Origin of the sequence: Parageobacillus caldoxylosilyticus (assembly GCF_019272935.1) — a bacterium.
GTDB lineage: Bacteria > Bacillota > Bacilli > Bacillales > Anoxybacillaceae > Saccharococcus > Saccharococcus caldoxylosilyticus.
The window spans coordinates 573,480-592,938 of record NZ_CP040553.1 but is presented as its reverse complement, the minus strand read 5'-3'; the positions used below and the strand labels follow the sequence as shown (position 1 = coordinate 592,938).

The 19,459-nt window shown below is 46.9% G+C and carries 20 protein-coding genes; all 20 read left to right on the top strand.

Going from position 1 to position 19,459, the window contains the following annotated elements; genetic code table 11:
* The first annotated feature begins 25 nt into the window (after nucleotides 1-25).
* The gene (gene rimP / locus BV455_RS02970; RefSeq protein WP_017437049.1) at nucleotides 26-499 is read left to right on the top strand and encodes a ribosome maturation factor RimP; all 474 of its coding nucleotides are present in this window, start codon (nucleotides 26-28) and stop codon (nucleotides 497-499) included.
* A gap of 24 nt (nucleotides 500-523) precedes the next feature.
* Entirely contained in the window at nucleotides 524-1,669 is a 1,146-nt protein-coding gene (gene nusA, locus BV455_RS02965; protein WP_017437048.1) for a transcription termination factor NusA, read from the top strand.
* 12 nt (nucleotides 1,670-1,681) lie between these two features.
* Nucleotides 1,682-1,972, top strand: coding sequence for an RNase P modulator RnpM (gene rnpM / locus BV455_RS02960; RefSeq protein ID WP_017437047.1), 291 nt, complete (start codon nucleotides 1,682-1,684; stop codon nucleotides 1,970-1,972).
* A complete protein-coding gene (locus tag BV455_RS02955) occupies nucleotides 1,962-2,279 on the top strand; it encodes a YlxQ family RNA-binding protein (RefSeq protein ID WP_017437046.1) in 318 nt (105 codons plus the stop codon). Before rnpM ends, BV455_RS02955 begins: the two co-directional genes overlap by 11 nt.
* A gap of 4 nt (nucleotides 2,280-2,283) precedes the next feature.
* On the top strand, nucleotides 2,284-4,485 hold the full coding sequence (gene infB / locus BV455_RS02950; protein ID WP_218687746.1) for a translation initiation factor IF-2: 2,202 nt from the start codon (nucleotides 2,284-2,286) through the stop codon (nucleotides 4,483-4,485).
* Nucleotides 4,482-4,760: a DUF503 domain-containing protein gene (locus BV455_RS02945; RefSeq protein ID WP_017437044.1), complete on the top strand. Its 279-nt coding sequence runs from the start codon at nucleotides 4,482-4,484 to the stop codon at nucleotides 4,758-4,760. Before infB ends, BV455_RS02945 begins: the two co-directional genes overlap by 4 nt.
* A gap of 15 nt (nucleotides 4,761-4,775) precedes the next feature.
* Nucleotides 4,776-5,156: a 30S ribosome-binding factor RbfA gene (gene rbfA, locus BV455_RS02940; protein WP_017437043.1), complete on the top strand. Its 381-nt coding sequence runs from the start codon at nucleotides 4,776-4,778 to the stop codon at nucleotides 5,154-5,156.
* A 58-nt stretch (nucleotides 5,157-5,214) separates the two neighbouring features.
* Entirely contained in the window at nucleotides 5,215-6,123 is a 909-nt protein-coding gene (gene truB, locus BV455_RS02935) for a tRNA pseudouridine(55) synthase TruB (protein WP_017437042.1), read from the top strand.
* A gap of 36 nt (nucleotides 6,124-6,159) precedes the next feature.
* Nucleotides 6,160-7,143 (top strand): bifunctional riboflavin kinase/FAD synthetase, encoded by a 984-nt coding sequence (gene ribF, locus BV455_RS02930; protein WP_017437041.1) that lies wholly within the window; start codon nucleotides 6,160-6,162, stop codon nucleotides 7,141-7,143.
* Between the two features lie 92 nt (nucleotides 7,144-7,235).
* Nucleotides 7,236-7,505, top strand: a complete 270-nt coding sequence (rpsO, locus tag BV455_RS02925; protein WP_017437040.1) for a 30S ribosomal protein S15 — start codon at nucleotides 7,236-7,238, stop codon at nucleotides 7,503-7,505.
* A gap of 158 nt (nucleotides 7,506-7,663) precedes the next feature.
* Nucleotides 7,664-9,805, top strand: a complete 2,142-nt coding sequence (gene pnp / locus BV455_RS02920) for a polyribonucleotide nucleotidyltransferase (protein WP_017437039.1) — start codon at nucleotides 7,664-7,666, stop codon at nucleotides 9,803-9,805.
* Between the two features lie 94 nt (nucleotides 9,806-9,899).
* Nucleotides 9,900-10,862, top strand: coding sequence for a polysaccharide deacetylase family protein (locus BV455_RS02915; RefSeq protein WP_042407081.1), 963 nt, complete (start codon nucleotides 9,900-9,902; stop codon nucleotides 10,860-10,862).
* 13 nt (nucleotides 10,863-10,875) lie between these two features.
* Complete coding sequence (locus tag BV455_RS02910; RefSeq protein ID WP_017437037.1) at nucleotides 10,876-12,117, top strand: M16 family metallopeptidase; 1,242 nt, start codon at nucleotides 10,876-10,878, stop codon at nucleotides 12,115-12,117.
* Nucleotides 12,118-12,201: 84 nt separating this feature from the next.
* Nucleotides 12,202-12,441: a YlmC/YmxH family sporulation protein gene (locus BV455_RS02905; RefSeq protein ID WP_017437036.1), complete on the top strand. Its 240-nt coding sequence runs from the start codon at nucleotides 12,202-12,204 to the stop codon at nucleotides 12,439-12,441.
* Between the two features lie 142 nt (nucleotides 12,442-12,583).
* Entirely contained in the window at nucleotides 12,584-13,486 is a 903-nt protein-coding gene (dpaA, locus tag BV455_RS02900; RefSeq protein ID WP_017437035.1) for a dipicolinic acid synthetase subunit A, read from the top strand.
* Nucleotides 13,487-14,092 (top strand): dipicolinate synthase subunit B, encoded by a 606-nt coding sequence (locus BV455_RS02895; RefSeq protein WP_017437034.1) that lies wholly within the window; start codon nucleotides 13,487-13,489, stop codon nucleotides 14,090-14,092.
* Between the two features lie 339 nt (nucleotides 14,093-14,431).
* On the top strand, nucleotides 14,432-15,478 hold the full coding sequence (gene asd / locus BV455_RS02890) for an aspartate-semialdehyde dehydrogenase (RefSeq protein WP_017437033.1): 1,047 nt from the start codon (nucleotides 14,432-14,434) through the stop codon (nucleotides 15,476-15,478).
* A 33-nt stretch (nucleotides 15,479-15,511) separates the two neighbouring features.
* Nucleotides 15,512-16,765, top strand: coding sequence for an aspartate kinase (gene dapG / locus BV455_RS02885; RefSeq protein ID WP_042407077.1), 1,254 nt, complete (start codon nucleotides 15,512-15,514; stop codon nucleotides 16,763-16,765).
* Nucleotides 16,766-16,770: 5 nt separating this feature from the next.
* On the top strand, nucleotides 16,771-17,643 hold the full coding sequence (gene dapA, locus BV455_RS02880; RefSeq protein WP_017437031.1) for a 4-hydroxy-tetrahydrodipicolinate synthase: 873 nt from the start codon (nucleotides 16,771-16,773) through the stop codon (nucleotides 17,641-17,643).
* 146 nt (nucleotides 17,644-17,789) lie between these two features.
* On the top strand, nucleotides 17,790-19,454 hold the full coding sequence (locus BV455_RS02875; protein ID WP_017437030.1) for a ribonuclease J: 1,665 nt from the start codon (nucleotides 17,790-17,792) through the stop codon (nucleotides 19,452-19,454).
* The last annotated feature ends 5 nt before the right edge of the window (nucleotides 19,455-19,459 follow it).

The window sequence follows — 19,459 nt, the reverse complement described above, 5'->3', positions numbered from 1 at the left end:
GTTTCTCTACGTTAGGAGGAAAAGAATGAGCAAAAAAGTGACAGAGATCGTCGAAGAGCTAGTCACGCCAATTCTTGCCGACATGAATTTAGAGCTAGTGGATATCGAATATGTAAAAGAAGGGAAAAATTGGTTTTTGCGCGTCTTCATTGACTCCGAAGACGGGGTCGACATCGAACAATGCGGCATCGTCAGCGAAAAACTGAGTGAAAAATTAGATGAAATCGATCCGATTCCGCATAACTATTTCCTTGAAGTTTCTTCGCCTGGAGCGGAACGACCATTAAAAAATGCAAAAGATTTTACGAGAGCGATTGGGAAAAATGTATATATAAAAACGTATGAGCCAATTGAAGGAGAAAAAGAGTTCGAAGGCGAACTAACCGATTTTGACGGAACTACCGTATCGATTACGGTAAAAGACAGAGCTCGTAAAAAAACGGTCGTTATTCCGTATGAAAAAGTGGCGAGCGCTAGACTTGCTGTTATCTTTTTTTAATGGTAAAAGGGGGATTTTCGTTTCATGAATACGCAATTACTCGATGCCTTAGCGGATATTATCCGTGAAAAAGGCATTAGCAAAGAAGTGGTAATAGAAGCGATTGAAGCAGCGATTATTTCCGCCTACAAGCGCAATTTCGGGCAGGCGCAAAACGTGCGGGTCGATTTAAATATGGAGACGGGTACGATCCGTGTCCTCGCTCGCAAAGATGTAGTTGAAGAAGTCAATGATCCCCGTCTGGAAATTTCTTTAGAGGAGGCGCAGCGGATCAATCCGAATTATCAAGTCGGCGATGTGGTGGAGATAGAAGTGACGCCGAAAGATTTTGGACGCATTGCGGCGCAAACGGCGAAACAAGTAGTCACCCAGCGTGTGCGCGAAGCGGAACGAAGCGTGATTTACGCCGAATTTCTTGACCGCGAAGAAGATATTATGACCGGGATTGTCCAGCGCGTCGATCCACGTTTTGTTTACGTCAGCCTCGGGAAAACGGAAGCATTGCTGCCGGCAAGCGAACAAATGCCGAATGAAACATACAAACCGCATGATCGCATCAAAGTGTATATTACAAAAGTAGAAAAAACGACAAAAGGGCCGCAAATTTTTGTATCGCGCACGCACCCGGGATTGCTGAAACGTCTTTTTGAACTGGAAGTTCCAGAAATTTACGACGGCACGGTCGAAATTAAATCCATTGCCCGCGAAGCGGGGGACCGCTCGAAAATTTCCGTTCATTCCGACAATCCGGAAGTAGATCCGGTCGGGGCATGTGTCGGTCCAAAAGGACAACGCGTGCAAGCGATTGTCGAAGAGCTGCATGGAGAAAAAATTGATATCGTCCGCTGGTCGGCCGATCCAGTCGAATTTGTCGCCAACGCATTGAGCCCGGCAAAAGTGCTGCGCGTCATTGTCAACGAAGCGCAAAAAGCGACGACGGTGATCGTACCGGATTATCAGCTGTCATTAGCGATCGGCAAGCGGGGGCAAAACGCGCGGCTGGCGGCGAAGCTGACAAACTGGAAAATTGATATTAAAAGCGAAACGGAAGCGCGCGAGATGGGAATTGATCCATATGCGCAATCCACTTTGCTTGATTCGGAAGAGATGCCGGTTGATAATGAAAATGACAGCGACCAATCATTCGATTTACAAGAGGAAATCGAGTGAGGGGGGATCCGTGTGGCGAGCCAAAAGAAAATTCCGTTGCGAAAATGCGTCGTGACTGGTGAAATGAAGCCAAAAAAAGAAATGGTGCGCATCGTCCGCTCGAAAGACGGGGAAGTTTCGATCGATCCGACCGGGAAAAAGGCGGGGCGCGGTGCGTACATTACGCTAGACAAAGAGTGCATTTTATTGGCGAAAAAGAAAAATATTTTAGCCCATCATTTAAAAGCGGACATTGCCGATACGCTCTATGATGAGCTGCTTCAGCTAGCGGAGAAGGAGACAAAAGCCGAAAATGGGCAATGAACGCTGGGCATCGTTATTAGGATTAGCGAATCGAGCAGGAAAAGTCATTTCAGGCGAGGAGCTAACGGTCAAGGAAATTCGTAGCGGCAAGGCGAAACTCGTCCTTTTGGCGGAAGATGCATCGGAAAATACGGCCAAAAAAATTACCGATAAATGCTCTTCCTATGGCGTTCCGCTCCGGAAAGTTTCAGACCGTTATACGCTCGGGCATGCGATCGGCAAAGACGCCCGCGTCGTTGTCGCCGTTATGGATGAAGGGTTTGCAAACAAACTAAGGACAATGCTCGATGGATCTTTATGGGGGTGAATCTATGTCTAAAATGCGTGTATATGAGTACGCGAAAAAAAATAATGTACCGAGTAAAGATGTGATTCATAAATTGAAAGAAATGAATATTGAAGTAACGAATCATATGTCAACATTAGAGCCGGAAGTGGTGGAGAAGCTGGACCATACGTACAATAAAAAAAGCGAACAGCCGCAAGCTTCTGCTCCGAAGGAAAAACGTCCGGCTCCGGCAAAAACGAAAACCTATGTGGATGATTTTGACGATGAAGAGGAAGTAGTCAAAGCAAAAGTTGCGAAGAAAAAAGGAGCAAATAAAAGCAAGGAAGGAAAAAAACACGATTTGCAGTTGCAGCAGCAAGAAAAGAAAATTTTCCATCAGCATAAGAAGAAACATAAAGGCAAAGTAAAAGCAAAAGTCCATCAGCCGCAGCCAGTGCAACAAGAACAGCCGGCGAAAAAAGAAAAAGAGCTTCCGAAAAAAATTACGTTTGAAGGATCGCTGACCGTTGCCGAGCTGGCGAAAAAGCTTGGCCGCGAGCCATCGGAAATTATTAAAAAGCTGTTTATGCTCGGCGTGATGGCGACGATTAACCAAGATTTGGATAAAGATGCGATCGAACTCATTTGTTCTGATTACGGAGTGGAAGTAGAAGAAAAAGTAGTCATTGATGAAACGAACTTTGAGTCGATTGAAATTGTTGACGCCCCTGAAGATTTAGTGGAGCGGCCGCCGGTGGTTACGATTATGGGCCACGTCGACCATGGAAAAACGACGTTGCTTGATTCCATTCGCCATTCGAAAGTGACAGAGCAAGAAGCAGGCGGCATTACGCAGCATATCGGCGCTTATCAAGTTACGGTCAACGGCAAAAAAATTACGTTCCTTGATACGCCGGGACACGAAGCGTTTACGACGATGCGGGCAAGAGGTGCGCAAGTAACGGACATCGTTGTGCTTGTCGTCGCTGCTGATGACGGCGTCATGCCGCAAACGGTAGAAGCGATTAACCATGCGAAAGCGGCTAATGTCCCTATTATTGTGGCCATTAACAAAATCGACAAGCCGGATGCCAATCCAGATCGCGTGATGCAAGAATTAATGGAGTATAATCTCGTTCCGGAAGAATGGGGCGGCGATACGATCTACTGCAAACTTTCGGCCAAAACAGGAGAAGGAATCGACAATTTATTAGAAATGATTTTGCTTGTCAGCGAAATGGAAGAACTAAAAGCAAATCCAGATCGCCGTGCCACAGGAACGGTCATTGAGGCGAAACTCGATAAAGGCCGTGGTCCAGTGGCGACGCTCCTTATTCAAGCAGGAACGTTGCATGTCGGCGATCCGATTGTCGTCGGCTGCACATACGGTCGTGTACGCGCAATGGTAAACGATACAGGACGTCGTGTGAAAGAAGCCGGTCCTTCCACCCCTGTCGAAATCACCGGCCTTCATGAAGTGCCGCAGGCTGGAGACCGCTTCATGGTGTTTGAAGATGAGAAAAAAGCACGGCAAATCGCAGAAGCGCGTGCACAAAAACAATTAATGGAACAACGCAGCATGAAAGCGCGCGTTAGCCTAGATGACCTCTTTGAACAAATTAAGCAAGGCGAAATGAAAGAATTAAATATTATTGTCAAAGCGGATGTGCAAGGGTCGGTAGAAGCGCTTGTTGCCGCGCTGCAAAAGATCGATGTCGAAGGAGTGCGCGTCAAAATCATCCATGCCGCTGTTGGCGCGATTACCGAATCGGATATTCTTTTAGCAACGACTTCCAACGCCATTGTCATCGGCTTTAATGTCCGTCCGGACTCCAATGCGAAACGCGTCGCTGAATCCGAAAAAGTTGACATTCGTCTGCATCGCATCATCTATAAGGTCATTGAAGAAATTGAAGCGGCGATGAAAGGAATGCTCGATCCGGAATATGAAGAAAAAGTCATCGGCCAAGCTGAAGTCCGGCAAACGTTTAAAGTATCGAAAGTTGGAACGATTGCCGGATGCTATGTAACCGATGGAAAAATTACGCGCGACAGCAAAGTCCGCCTGATCCGCCAAGGCATTGTCATTTACGAAGGAGAAATCGATTCCTTGAAACGCTTTAAAGACGATGTGAAAGAAGTCATGCAAGGATATGAATGCGGTTTGACGATTAAAAACTTTAACGATATTAAAGAAGGAGACATTATTGAAGCCTACATTATGCAGGAAGTGAAAAGACAGTGATCGGCTTTGTCGCCTGTGAATGCGTTATTTATAACGCACAGTCATTAAAAGAAAAGCGGGCCGTCCTGCAGCGAATAATAACACGGCTAAAACAAAAATATAATATATCCGTGGCCGAAATCGATCACCAAAACGTCTGGCAGCGGACGACGCTCGGAATGGTCGCGATTACGTCGAGCCGGGCGACAACCGAGCGCGAGCTGCAGCGGGCGCTTGCTTTGATCGACTCCTTTCCAGAATTGGAAAGGACGGTCACGACATTTGAGTGGTTTTAATCGAGGTGATAGGCGATGAATTTACGGGCTACTCGTGTTGGCGAACAAATGAAAAAAGAATTAAGCGATATCATTGGCCGCAAATTGAAAGACCCGCGAATTGGCTTTGTCACAGTTACCGATGTGCGTGTCACAGGCGACTTGCAGCAAGCAAAAGTATATATCAGCGTGTTAGGCGATGAAGAACAACGACAGAACACGCTGAAAGGATTGGAGAAAGCAAAAGGGTTTATCCGCTCGGAAATCGGCCAGCGGATTCGCTTGCGGAAAACGCCGGAAATATTTTTTGAAATCGATGAATCGATCGAATATGGCAACCGCATTGAACAATTAATCCGGCAAATTTCTACGGAGCAAGAACACGAGAAAAAAGAAGAAGCAAGCAAAGAGGAATAGATGGATAGACAATTTGTCTATCCATTTCCATTATGTACATAGGAGAAAGGGTGCGCTGATGGACGGAGTATTATTATTAGACAAACCTGTGGGAATGACTTCACATGATTGTGTTGCGCGGATTCGCCGCCTGTTCAAAATCAAAAAAGCAGGACATACAGGGACGCTTGATCCAAACGTATCGGGAGTATTGCCGATTTGCATTGGCAAAGCGACGCGCATCGCCGAGTTTTTAACGGGGACGACGAAAACATATGAAGGCGAGGTTACGCTTGGAATTGCCACGACAACCGAAGACAGCAGCGGAGAAATTATCGCTGCACAAAAAGTAGACCGGGTGATTTCCCGCAGCGAAATTGAAGCGGTATTCCAGCAGTTGACGGGAGAAATTGCGCAAACGCCGCCAATGTATTCCGCCATTAAAGTGAAAGGAAAAAAACTATACGAATATGCGCGCGCCGGCATAGAAATCGAACGGCCGACCCGCATCGTGACGATCCATGAACTGACGTTGCTCGATGAAAGAAACGAATTTAGCGGAAACACGGTTTCGTTTCGCTTTCGCGTCACTTGCAGCAAAGGCACCTATATCCGCACGTTGGCAGTGATGATCGGCGAGCGGCTTGGTTACCCGGCGCATATGTCCCATCTTGTCCGCACAGCGGCGGGGCCGTTTTCGCTACAGGACTGCGTCACATTTATGCAAATCGAACAGTGCGCGGAGCGTGGCGAGTTGCAGTCGCTTTTGCTGCCGATTGAAAAAGCGCTTTTTCATTTGCCGAAATATGAAATAAATGATAAAGTAGCAGAGAAAGTAAAAAACGGGGCGCTATTGCCGCTGCCGGCTTTTTTGCGCTCCTTAGAAGGGCCGGTATTAATGGTGACGAAGGAAAGAGAGGCGCTTGCCCTTTATATAAAGCACCCGTCGAAACCTCACTTGATGAAGCCGCTGAAGGTACTTCGCTGATCAAAAAAGTGGAAACATAGAAGGTGAGTAAGGACAATGGAAACGTTATTTATTTCGCATCCGCACCATTTGCAAAAAGAAGCGCTTCCCCCTACGGTGATGGCGCTTGGCTATTTTGATGGCATTCATTTAGGCCACCAGGAAGTGATTAGGACGGCGGTCGATATTGCGGCAGAAAGAGGATATAAAAGCGCAGTGATGACGTTTCATCCCCATCCTTCCGTCGTGCTCGGAAAACAGAAACAGCACATTCGCTTAATTACGCCGTTAAAGAAAAAAGAACAGCTCGTCGCCGCGCTTGGCGTCGATTATTTATATGTGGTCGAGTTTACGCCGACATTCGCCCAGCTGTTGCCGGAGCAGTTTGTCGACCAATATCTTATCGGGTTTCATGTGAAACATGTCGTTGCCGGCTTTGATTTTACTTACGGCCGTTTCGGAAAAGGAACGATGGAAACGCTGCCGCTTCATTCGCGCGGCCATTTTACGCAAACGGTGATTCCGAAGCTGACGATTGGCGGGGAAAAAATAAGCTCGACATATGTGCGGAAATTGCTGCAAAACGGAGAGGTAGAACAGCTGCCGCGCTTGCTCGGCCGTTTTTATGAAATCGAGGGGACGGTTATAGGCGGTGAGCGCCGCGGAAGAACGATCGGGTTTCCGACGGCGAATATCGCGCTAAATGACGATTATTTATTGCCGGCGCTTGGCGTATATGCGGTACGGGCAAAAATCGGTTCCGATGTATTTCCGGGAGTATGCAACGTCGGCTATAAACCGACGTTTCATTCGAGCCAAGAAGGAATGCCGAGTATTGAAGTGCATATTTTCCATTTCGAAAAAGATATTTACGGGGAAACGGTGACGGTCGAATGGCATCGGCGCTTAAGAAGCGAGCAAAAGTTTGCCAGCGTCGATGAATTAGTTGCGCAAATCCAGCGCGACAAGGAAGAAGCGCAAAGATATTTCAACAGTCTCAACGAAAATACTTGCATTTTGCCGGAAAAAAAGGTATTCTAATGAATGTATGCAAAATAACCATTGCTTGGCAAGTCGAGTCACCGCCGCTTGCTAGGTAATTGGGGTTTCGATGATGAGGAGGTGAATGAAGGATGGCATTATCCCAAGAGCGCAAACGCGAAATTATCGAGCAATTTAAAATCCACGAGAATGATACAGGTTCTCCAGAAGTGCAAATTGCTATCCTTACTGAGCAAATTAACAATTTAAATGAACATTTGCGTGTTCATAAAAAAGACCATCATTCACGTCGCGGATTGCTGAAAATGGTTGGAAAACGTCGGAATTTATTGACTTATCTGCGCAATAAAGACGTTACACGCTATCGTGAACTGATTAACAAACTTGGATTACGTCGATAAAAAAAGCGGGAGCATTCCCGCTTTTTTGCTAGTTATATAAGCGATTTTCCGCTATGATGAATAGTGGGAATTGATTCATTGCCGATTATTCGTCCATACTAATAATATAACCTATTCGTTTATTTCCGATTTGTACATAGAGAGGAGTACTTATTTATATGGAGCAAGAAAAGCGCGTTTTTTCCATAGACTGGGCTGGACGTCCGCTCGTTGTCGAAATCGGCGAGTTAGCCAAACAAGCAAACGGAGCGGTGCTGGTCCGATATGGTGACACCGTTGTATTAAGTACTGCAACAGCGTCGAAAGAGGCAAAAAACGTCGATTTTTTCCCTTTAACCGTTAACTATGAGGAACGTCTTTACGCGGTCGGAAAAATTCCAGGCGGATTTATTAAGCGGGAAGGACGACCAAGCGAAAAAGCGATTTTGGCGAGCCGTTTGATCGACCGTCCGATTCGCCCGCTCTTTGCTGAAGGATTTCGCAACGAGGTGCAAATCGTTTCGATGGTTATGAGCGTCGATCAGGACTGTTCGCCGGAAATGGCGGCATTACTCGGTTCATCTCTTGCTTTAACGATTTCTGACATTCCGTTTGAAGGGCCGATTGCCGGCGTGACAGTCGGCCGTGTCGATGGGCAGTTTGTCATTAACCCGACAGTCGAACAAGCGGAAAAAAGCGATATGCATCTCGTTGTCGCTGGCACGAAAGATGCGATTAACATGGTGGAGGCCGGCGCAGATGAGGTGCCGGAAGAAATCATGTTAGAAGCGATCATGTTCGGCCACGAAGAAGTAAAACGGCTGATCGCTTTTCAAGAGGAAATTGCCGCCCAAGTCGGCAAAGAAAAAATGGAAGTTGTTTTGTATGAGCTCGATCCGCAGCTGGAGGCGGAAATCCGTCAGCTTGCCGAAGCGGATATTAAACGGGCGGTGCAAGTGCCGGAAAAATTAGCGCGCGATGCGGCGATTGAGGAAGTAAAAGCGGGCGTCGTCGCGAAATACGAAGAGCAGGAAGCGGACGAAGAAACGTTAAAACAAGTGCATGAAATTTTACATAAGCTTGTCAAGGAAGAAGTAAGACGGCTTATTACCGAAGAAAAAATCCGCCCGGATGGCCGCAAGGTGGATGAAATCCGTCCGCTCTCCTCGGCAGTCGGCGTCCTGCCGCGCACGCATGGTTCGGGCTTATTTACGCGCGGGCAAACACAAGTACTCAGCGTCTGTACGTTAGGAGCACTTGGCGATGTGCAAATATTGGACGGGCTCGGCATTGAAGAAACGAAACGGTTTATGCACCATTACAATTTCCCGCCGTTTTCCGTTGGCGAAACGGGGCCGATGCGCGGTCCGGGGCGCCGCGAGATCGGACACGGCGCTCTTGGCGAACGGGCGCTAGAGCCGGTTGTTCCGTCGGAGAAAGAGTTTCCTTATACGATCCGCCTCGTGTCGGAAGTGCTTGAATCGAACGGTTCCACCTCACAAGCAAGCATTTGCGCAAGCACGCTGGCGATGATGGACGCAGGTGTGCCGATTAAAGCGCCGGTAGCGGGAATTGCAATGGGGCTCGTGAAAAATGACGATCATTATACGATTTTAACCGACATCCAAGGCATCGAAGACCACCTAGGCGACATGGACTTTAAGGTAGCCGGCACGAGAAAAGGCGTTACCGCTTTGCAAATGGATATCAAAATTAAAGGCTTGACCCGCGAAATTTTAGAAGAAGCGCTGATGCAAGCCAGAAAAGGCCGGATGGAAATCTTAGACCACATGATGCAAACGATTCGTGAGCCGCGCAAAGAGCTGTCGAAATATGCGCCGAAAATTTTAACGATGCAAATTAATCCAGACAAAATTCGCGAAGTTATTGGACCGAGCGGCAAACAAATTAATAAAATTATTGACGAAACCGGCGTCAAAATCGATATCGAGCAAGATGGAACGATTTTCATCTCGTCTGTCAACGAGGCGATGAACCAAAAAGCAAAACAGATTATTGAAGATATCGTTCGCGAAGTCGAAGTCGGACAAATTTATTTAGGCAAAGTGAAGCGCATCGAGAAATTCGGGGCGTTTGTCGAGCTGTTCAATGGCAAAGACGGTCTTGTTCATATTTCCGAATTGGCGGAAGAGCGAGTCGGAAAAGTGGAGGATGTCGTTTCGATCGGCGATGAAATTTTGGTAAAAGTGATGGAAATTGATAAACAAGGACGCGTGAATTTATCAAGAAAGGCCGTTTTGCGGGAGCAGCAAAAGGAGAAAAAGGGAAGACGGCCAGAGCGTCATAAAATGAAGCCTTAGGATTTCATTCCTTAAGGCTCTTTTGTTATTGGGGTGAATGTTCTATCTTGTCCCTTCCCCACATATTTGTAGTATTAAAAAGGAGGGGACAGATGTGAATAGAGATTATGTTCGCTATTTAGCGGTTGCCATTATGTTTTTCTTTGTCTGGGCCTTGATTCATCAGCCGCCGGTAAGCCAATACATCTCTGATTTGCAAGCGCAAAGCATTATGGTAATGAAAGGAAACGATAAGCTGTATACTGCGATCGTTGAAAAGGCGAAGCAGTATAACATTCCCCCGCAAGATGCGGTAATCGATAGAGTGTGGAAGGCCATCCCTGGTTATAACGGACTGAAAGTCGATGTACAAGCTTCGTATGAAAACATGAAAAAGGACGGAAAATTTGACGAACAAAAGCTTGTATATCAACAAGTCCCTCCGCGCGTCCATTTGGATGACCTGCCCCCGGCGCCGATTTACCGCGGCCATCCCGATAAGCCGATGGTTGCGTTTCTTATTAATGTGGCATGGGGAGAGGAATATATCCCGAAAATGCTGGAAGTTTTAAAAAAACATCATGTGAAAGCAACTTTTTTTTTGGAAGGGCGCTGGGTAAAAAATCATCCTGAGATGGCAAAAATGATTGTAGATGCCGGCCACGAGATAGGCAATCATTCCTATAGCCATCCTGACTTCAAGTTGTTAAGCAATACAAAAATTCGCCAGGAACTGGTGAAAACGAATGAAGTGATTGAAGCGACAACCAGGGTGAAATGCAAATGGTTCGCTCCGCCTAGCGGCAGCTACCGCGATGATGTCGTCGACATTGCCGATGCTTTAGGAATGAAAACGATTATGTGGAGCGTCGATACAATTGATTGGCAAAAACCGTCGCCATCTGTTATAGTGAAACGGGTAATGTCTAAAGTCCATCCCGGTGCCATGATTTTAATGCATCCGACGCTATCGACCGCCGAGGCGTTGGAATCGCTGATTGTTTCGATTCAGCGGCAGAAATATGAAATCGGCAGCATATCTGCGTTGTTAGATGAAAAGAGAATTGTTAAAAAATAGGAGGAACGTGGAGTTGATTAACAAATATACTTGCAAAAATGGTGTACGGATAGTGCTAGAACAAATCCCAACTGTGCGTTCTGTTGCGATCGGAGTTTGGATCGGTACAGGTTCGCGTAATGAAACGGAGCAAAACAACGGCATTTCTCATTTTTTAGAGCATATGTTTTTTAAAGGCACAAAAACGCGTACAGCGCGTGAGATCGCCGAAGCATTTGACAGCATCGGCGGGCAAGTGAATGCATTTACATCAAAAGAATATACGTGCTATTATGCGAAAGTGCTAGATGAGCATGCGCCATTTGCTCTCGAAATGCTTGCCGATATGTTTTTCCATTCCACCTTCGTCGAGGAGGAATTGCAAAAAGAACGGAATGTCGTGCTTGAGGAAATTAAAATGTACGAAGATACGCCCGATGATATTGTCCATGACTTGCTAAGCAAGGCTTGTTACGCCAATCATCCGCTTGGCTACCCGATTTTAGGGACGGAAGAAACGTTGCGCACGTTTACGGGCGAGTCGCTGCGCGGATATATGGCCGATTATTATACGCCGGATCGCATCGTTATTTCCGTTGCCGGCAACGTCGATGAAAGCTTTATCCACCAGGTGGAAAACTATTTTGGCTCCTTTACGGCGAAACGGAAAGCAAGCGAGACGAAAGCCCCTTCCTTTCAACCGCAAAAGCTGGCGCGGAAAAAAGATACGGAACAAGCGCATTTATGCATCGGTTTTAACGGCCTTCCTGTCGGCCACCCAGATATTTACACATTAATTATTTTAAACAACATTTTAGGCGGCAGCATGAGCAGCCGGCTGTTCCAAGAAGTCCGTGAACAGCGCGGATTGGCGTACTCGGTCTTCTCGTATCACTCCTCTTACCAAGATAGCGGACTACTAGCGATTTACGCCGGAACGGGCAGCAACCAGCTTGATATGTTGTTTGAAACGATTCAAGAGACGATCGAGCGATTAAAAGAAGACGGAATTACAGAAAAAGAGCTAACGAATAGCAAAGAACAGATGAAAGGAAGCTTAATGCTCGGTTTAGAAAGTACGAACAGCCGCATGAGCCGCAACGGCAAAAACGAATTGTTGCTCGGACGCCATCGTTCCCTTGATGAAATGATTGAAGAAATTAATAGCGTAACAGTGGAAAAAGTCAATGAACTCGCCCGCACCATTTTCAATGAAGATTACGCGCTTGCTTTAATTAGCCCAAGCGGTCAATTGCCGGAGCCAATCCTTCCGTAACGTCAAAAAGCCTGCGAAATGCAGGCATTTTTTTGTTTCTGTCCTCTTACAATAATAAATAAGGAAAAGGAAGGGGGAAAAGCGGTGAGGCTGAGCGAATTAAGCGGAAAGGAAATTGTCGATGTAAGACGGGCGGAGCGGCTCGGTGTACTGGGGCAGACAGATTTGGAAATCAATGAGCAGACAGGGCAAATTCAGGCGCTATTGATTCCGACCGGAAAATGGTTTGGATTTCGCAAAGAGGGAAGCGAAATTCGCGTTCCGTGGAAATACATTAAAAAAATTGGGGCCGATATGGTGATTATTGATTTTCCCGATGAATAAGAAAAAACGCAGTGACCGCCACAATGGCGGTCATTTTTCTTTGGTGGGATATTCACCTATGTTCTTTGTTTTACATAAGATGTGAAAGGAAATAAGGCAGAGGCATATTAAGTTTTCACATATAAAGAAGGTGAGTGTACGGATGATGCTGACAGGTATGCATGTTGCCATTATCGGCGGGGATGCCCGGCAATTAGAAGTAATTCGTAAATTAGTAGAGCTGGATGCGAAATTGTCTTTAGTCGGTTTTGATCAATTAGCCCACCATTTTACAGGAGCAACGAAACTGCAAATCGATGAAGTCGATTTTGCCGATTTAGATGCGATCATTTTACCAGTTCATGGGACGACGCTAGAAGGAAAAGTGAATACGGTATTTTCGCATGAGCAAATTCCTTTTACGGAAGAAATGCTGGTGAAAACGCCGAAACATTGCACCGTCTATTCCGGGATTAGCAATAGCTATTTAGACAACTTGATGAAAAAGGTCGGACGCAAATATGTACAATTGTTTGAACGCGATGATGTAGCGATTTATAACTCGATCCCAACAGCAGAGGGAACAATCATGATTGTCATTCAGCATACTGATTTTACGATTCATGGGTCTCGCGTAGCGGTCCTTGGGTTTGGACGCATCGGCATGACAGTCGCCCGTACATTTGCTGCTCTTGGCGCAAAGGTGAAAGTAGGGGCGCGCCGTTCCGAGCATCTTGCCCGCATTACGGAAATGGGTCTTACGCCGTTTCATCTCAATGATTTAGAAAAGGAAGTGCAAGATATCGATATTTGTATTAATACCATTCCACATTTAATCGTAACGGCAAGTGTGATCGCCAAAATGCCGGCGCATACGCTCATTGTCGATTTGGCATCCAAACCGGGCGGCACCGATTTCCGCTATGCCGAAAAGCGCGGCGTAAAAGCGATTCTCGCACCGGGGCTGCCGGGAGTGGTGGCGCCGAAAACAGCAGGACAAATTATCGCGAATGTTCTTTCGCAACTATTATATGCGGATTTACAAAAAAGAAAGGGGAATGCGTAAATGAGTTTAAAAGGAAAGCGGATTGGGTTTGGATTGACGGGGTCTCATTGTACGTATGATGCGGTCATGCCAGAAATAGAGAAATTGGTGAAAGAAGGGGCGGAAGTGCTGCCGATTGTGACGTATACGGTGAAAACGACCAATACCCGCTTTGGCGAAGGAGAAGAATGGGTAAAAAAACTAGAAGAAATAACAGGAAACGAAGTGATCGATACGATTGTGAAAGCAGAGCCGCTCGGTCCGAAAATTCCGCTCGACTGCATGGTTATTGCACCGTTGACGGGAAACTCGATGAGCAAACTGGCCAACGCAATGACCGATTCTCCGGTATTGATGGCGGCAAAAGCGACGATGCGCAATCACCGTCCGGTCGTGCTTGGCATTTCCACGAACGATGCATTAGGCTTGAACGGAGTTAACTTAATGCGCTTAATGGCGGCGAAAAATATTTATTTTATTCCGTTTGGCCAAGACGCTCCGCACACGAAGCCAAATTCGATGGTCGCAAAAATGTCGCTGCTTCGCGATACCGTTCTCGCTGCGTTGGAAGGGAAACAGCTGCAGCCGGTTATTATCGAGAAATTCCGCGACAACGACCCATCTTAACCGCTCCGAAAACGAACCGGTAGAAAATTCATGCTCATGTATAAAAATTTTCCCTCTTTTAAAGTAGAATATGATAAAATAAAAACTATGAATTTACAATTGATTGACCACGAAAGCCCGTGGCTGGAATCATTGGAATAAAGTGGGAACCGGTTTTGAACCGTGCCGACAGGACGCGAAGCACCAGCGAGGTGTTTATCCATGAAATTCTGGCGAAACAAGAGCGAGCGTCTACACGAAGGTGTAGAAAAGGCTCTTCTGTACGCCAGAACCTGTCGATTTCCATCGTGCACAAGTTTAGTAATATGATTGAGTGATGATGTGGAAGGAGAATGGTTCATGGAAGAAAGACGCTTTCACGTTGCAGTGGTTGGTGCAACAGGTGCAGTTGGTCAGCAAATGGTACAAACACTCGAAAATAGAAACTTTCCAGTCGGAAAACTGACTTTATTATCATCGGAGCGTTCCGCAGGCAAAAAAATGCGCTTTCGCGGCGAAGAAATTGAAGTGCAAGCAGCAGCGCCGGAAAGCTTTGCCGGCGTAGATATCGCCCTCTTTAGCGCGGGCGGGGCGGTTTCCAAAGTGCTGGCGCCGGAAGCGGTAAAACGTGGGGCGATTGTCATCGATAATACGAGCGCATTCCGTATGGACGAAAACGTGCCGCTTGTCGTTCCAGAAGTGAATGAACAGGATTTAACATGGCATAACGGCATTATCGCCAATCCAAACTGTTCCACCATTCAGATGGTGGTGGCGCTCGAACCGATCCGCCAGGCGTTTGGGCTAAAACGGGTGATTGTCTCTACGTATCAGGCCGTGTCGGGCGCCGGTGCGCAGGCGATTGAAGAACTCAAAGAGCAATCAAAAGCGTTGTTAAGCGGCGAGCCGGTGACGCCGGAAATTTTGCCGGTAAAATCGGACCGCAAACATTACCAAATCGCGTTTAACGCCATTCCGCAGATTGATAAATTCCAAGAGAACGGCTTTACATTTGAAGAAATGAAAATGATTAATGAAACGAAGAAAATTATGCATATGCCAGAGCTGCAAGTAGCGGCGACATGTGTGCGCATCCCGGTTGTCTGCGGCCATTCGGAGTCGGTATATATTGAAATTGAAAAAGACGGCGTCAGCGCAGACGACATTAAAGCGGTATTAAAAGAGGCGCCAGGCGTTGTTTTACAAGATGATCCAAGCGAACAAGTATATCCGATGCCGGTCGATTGCGTCGGCAAATATGATGTGTTCGTCGGCCGCATTCGCAAAGATTTAGACGATGACCGCGCTTTTCATCTATGGATCGTAGCGGACAATTTATTAAAAGGCGCGGCGTCAAATTCAGTGCAAATTGCCGAAAGCCTGCTGAAATTAGGGCTTATAAAATAAAAAATAGAGACAGTCTCACATCGAGGTGTTAACATGAAAATCATTGTGCAAAAATTTGGGGGCACATCCGTCCGCGATGAACGCGGACGGGATTTTGCGCGCAAACATATTGAAAGAGCGCTGGAAGATGGCTATAAAGTCGTCGTCGTTGTCTCAGCGATGGGGCGGAAAGGGGATCCATACGCGACCGATACGCTTCTTAGCCTGATTGGCGGGGCGAACAATTACGTCAGCAAACGTGAACAAGATATGCTGATGGCGTGCGGCGAAATTATTTCCAGCGTCGTGTTCGCCAACCTTTTAAATAAACACGGCATTAAAGCGACGGCGTTCACTGGTGCCCAAGCGGGTTTCCGCACCAATGACGATCATACGAATGCAAAAATTATAGAAATGCGCTGCGACCGCGTTCTTGCAGCGCTAAATGAATATGACGTCGTTGTCGTCGCGGGCTTTCAAGGAGTGGCGGAAAACGGCGATATAACGACACTTGGACGCGGCGGAAGCGATACGTCCGCGGCAGCGCTTGGCGCGGCGCTAAACGCCGAATGGGTCGATATTTTTACCGATGTCGAAGGGGTTATGACTGCCGACCCGCGCATTGTCGAAAACGCCCGTCCACTCGATGTCGTCACGTATACCGAAATTTGCAACATGGCGTACCAAGGGGCAAAAGTGATCCATCCGCGCGCAGTCGAAATTGCGATGCAGGCAAAAGTGCCGCTGCGCGTACGCTCCACGTATTCCGATTCATTAGGAACGCTCGTGACATCTGTCATTCGCGGCAAAAAAGGAAGCGATGTTAAAGAGCGGTTAGTAACGGGAATTACGTACGTTTCCAATGTTACGCAAATTAAAGTGCAGGCGAGAGAAGGGCATTATGAACTGCAGTCCGATGTGTTTAAAGCGATGGCTAATGAAGGGATCAGCGTAGACTTTATTAATATTTCGCCACATGGAGTGGTGTATACGGTTGCTGGGGAAATGACGGAAAAAGCGGTTGCTGCATTGCGCCGCATCGGGTATGAACCGGCCGTAGTGACAGGATGTGCAAAAGTGTCCGTTGTTGGCGCTGGAATTGCCGGTGTTCCTGGAGTTACAGCGAAAATTGTCACCGCCCTTTCCGAACAAGGAATTCAAATTTTACAATCGGCTGATAGCCATACGACCATTTGGGTATTAGTCAAAGAAGAAGACATGAAAAAAGCCGTCAACGCGTTGCATGATGCGTTTCATCTTTCCGAACTATCATGGGATGAGTACGAGGTAAATTGGAATAAGGAGTGAAAACATTGGTTCAATTCGGGAAAATCGTAACAGCGATGGTTACGCCGTTTGACCGTAAAGGAAACATTGACTTTGCGAAAACGACAAGTCTTATCAACTACTTGTTGGAAAACGGAACCGATTCGCTCGTTATTGCCGGCACGACCGGCGAATCGCCGACCTTGACGACCGAAGAAAAAGTGGCGTTATTCCGCCATGTCGTTTCCGTTGTCAACGGAAGAGTTCCAGTGATTGCCGGAACAGGAACAAATAATACGCGCGCCTCAATCGAGCTGACGAAAAAGGCGGAAGAAATCGGCGTCGATGCCGTGATGTTAGTTGCGCCGTATTATAATAAGCCGAATCAGGAAGGGCTGTACCAGCATTTTAAAGCGATTGCCGAGAGCACATCGCTTCCGGTTATGCTGTATAACATCCCGGGCCGTTCGGTTGTCAACATTGCGGTCGACACGGTTGTCCGCTTATCGGAAATTCCTAATATTGTTGCCGTAAAAGACGCGAGCGGCAATTTGGATGCGATGACGGAAATCATCACCCGCACGCGGGAAGACTTTCAGCTTTATAGCGGCGATGACAGCATTACGCTTCCGGTATTAGCGATCGGCGGAGCCGGCGTCGTTTCGGTCGCATCGCATATTATCGGCAATGAAATGCAGCAAATGATCGCGGCCTTTGAAGCCGGCGACAATAAGAAAGCGGCCAAGCTTCATCAAAAACTGCTGCCGGTTATGAAAGGCCTGTTTGCCGCGCCAAGCCCTGTGCCGGTAAAAACCGCATTGCAGCTAAAAGGATTAGACGTCGGCTCGGTGCGCCTCCCGCTTGTTCCGCTCACCGAACAAGAACGCAGCGAACTGATGCGCCTATTAAATACGTTATAATGCAAACCAATCCGCTTCTTTATGCGGGTTGGTTTTTTTGTGAAATCAAGCGCTTTATAAACTATCTTGTGTTTAAAATCGACCATCAGTTATAATAAAAGCAAGTGACTTTGAGCGGGTTAGTATCATCATAGGAGGACGTAGCATTGAGAACGAAACCAGTAGAGAAAATAAGGATTTTTGCCCTTGGGGGAGTTGGGGAAATCGGCAAAAACATGTATGTTGTGGAGCTTGATGACGACATTTTTGTCATTGACGCCGGGGTTATGTTTCCTGAAGATGAGATGCTCGGAATTGATAAAGTGATCCCTGACATTAGCTATCTTGTGGAACGTCAAGACCGTATTAAAGCGATTTTCCTGACCCATGGACATGAAGAGCATATCGGGGCGATTGCGTATGTGCTCAAAAAAATTTCCGTGCCGGTGTATGGAACGAAATTAACGTTAGGGTTGGCGGAAGCGATTTTAAAGGAGCAGGGAATTACGAATGCCAAACTGCATGAAATTCGCTCCAATTCCGAAGTGTTGTTCGACAAAGCGAAAGTAACGTTTTTCCGGACGATTCACAGCATCCCCGATTCTGTCGGAATTAGCATTCATACATCGCAAGGAGCGATTGTGTACACGAGCGATTTTAAATTTGACCAGACTCCATACGGCAAAAATCGAGCCGATTTAGGAAAGATGGCACAAATTGGCGAACAAGGGGTGCTTTGTTTACTGTCCGATAGCACCAACGCAGAACGGCCGGGATATACCGGTTCCGATACTGTTGTCGCGCAGGAAATCGCCGACGTGATTTACAATGCGAAGGGCCGTGTTTTTATTGCCTGCTATGCGTCCAATATTACAAGAATCCAGCAAGTGCTGCATGCGGCCAAAACATACGGACGAAAGGTGGCGGTCGTAGGAAAAACATTGCATAAAGTGATGGATATTGCAGTGCGCCTCGGCTATTTGCATCTTCCGGACAAAGTGACGATTTCCATTTATGATATTGACCGCTACGATGATAAAGAATTAATTATTTTAACGACAGGCGGCCATGGCGAACCGATGAGCGCATTGGCGCGCATGGCAAAACAGGCGCATAAGCAGGTGAACATAAAAGAAGGAGATACCGTCATTGTTGCAGCTTCCGTCATGCCGGGATATGAGCTGGGATTTGCGAAAACGATTGATGCGTTATACCGAGCCGGAGCGGATGTCATTTACCGCGAGCGAAAAGTGCACGTATCAGGACACGGATGCCAAGAAGAGCTAAAGCTCATGCTTAATTTGATGAAGCCAAAGTACTTTATTCCTGTTCATGGGGAATACCGCATGCAAAAAGCGCACGCCAATCTTGCCAAAGCGGTCGGCATTTCCGAAGATCGGACGTTTTTGATTGACAAAGGCGAAGTGATTGAATTTCGCAACGGTGTGGCGCGTCCCGGCGGAAAAGTTCCGTACGGAAACATTTTAATTGACGGTCTTGGCATCGGCGATGTCGGGAATATCGTGTTAAGAGACCGGCGTCTGTTATCGCAAGATGGTATTTTGATCGTCGTGGTGACATTAAGCAAAGATGCAAAAAATATTGTCGCTGGACCGGAAATTATTTCACGCGGCTTTGTGTATGTGAGAGAATCGGAAACATTGCTAGAGGAAGCAACCAAAATCGTTGCTGCCATCATCAACCAATGTTTGCAGACATATATGATGGAATGGTCTTCTTTAAAATCCAATATTCGCGAAGCGTTAGGCCAATTTTTATTTGAAAAAACAAAACGCAAGCCGATGATTTTGCCAATTATTATGGAAGTATAGTGCGA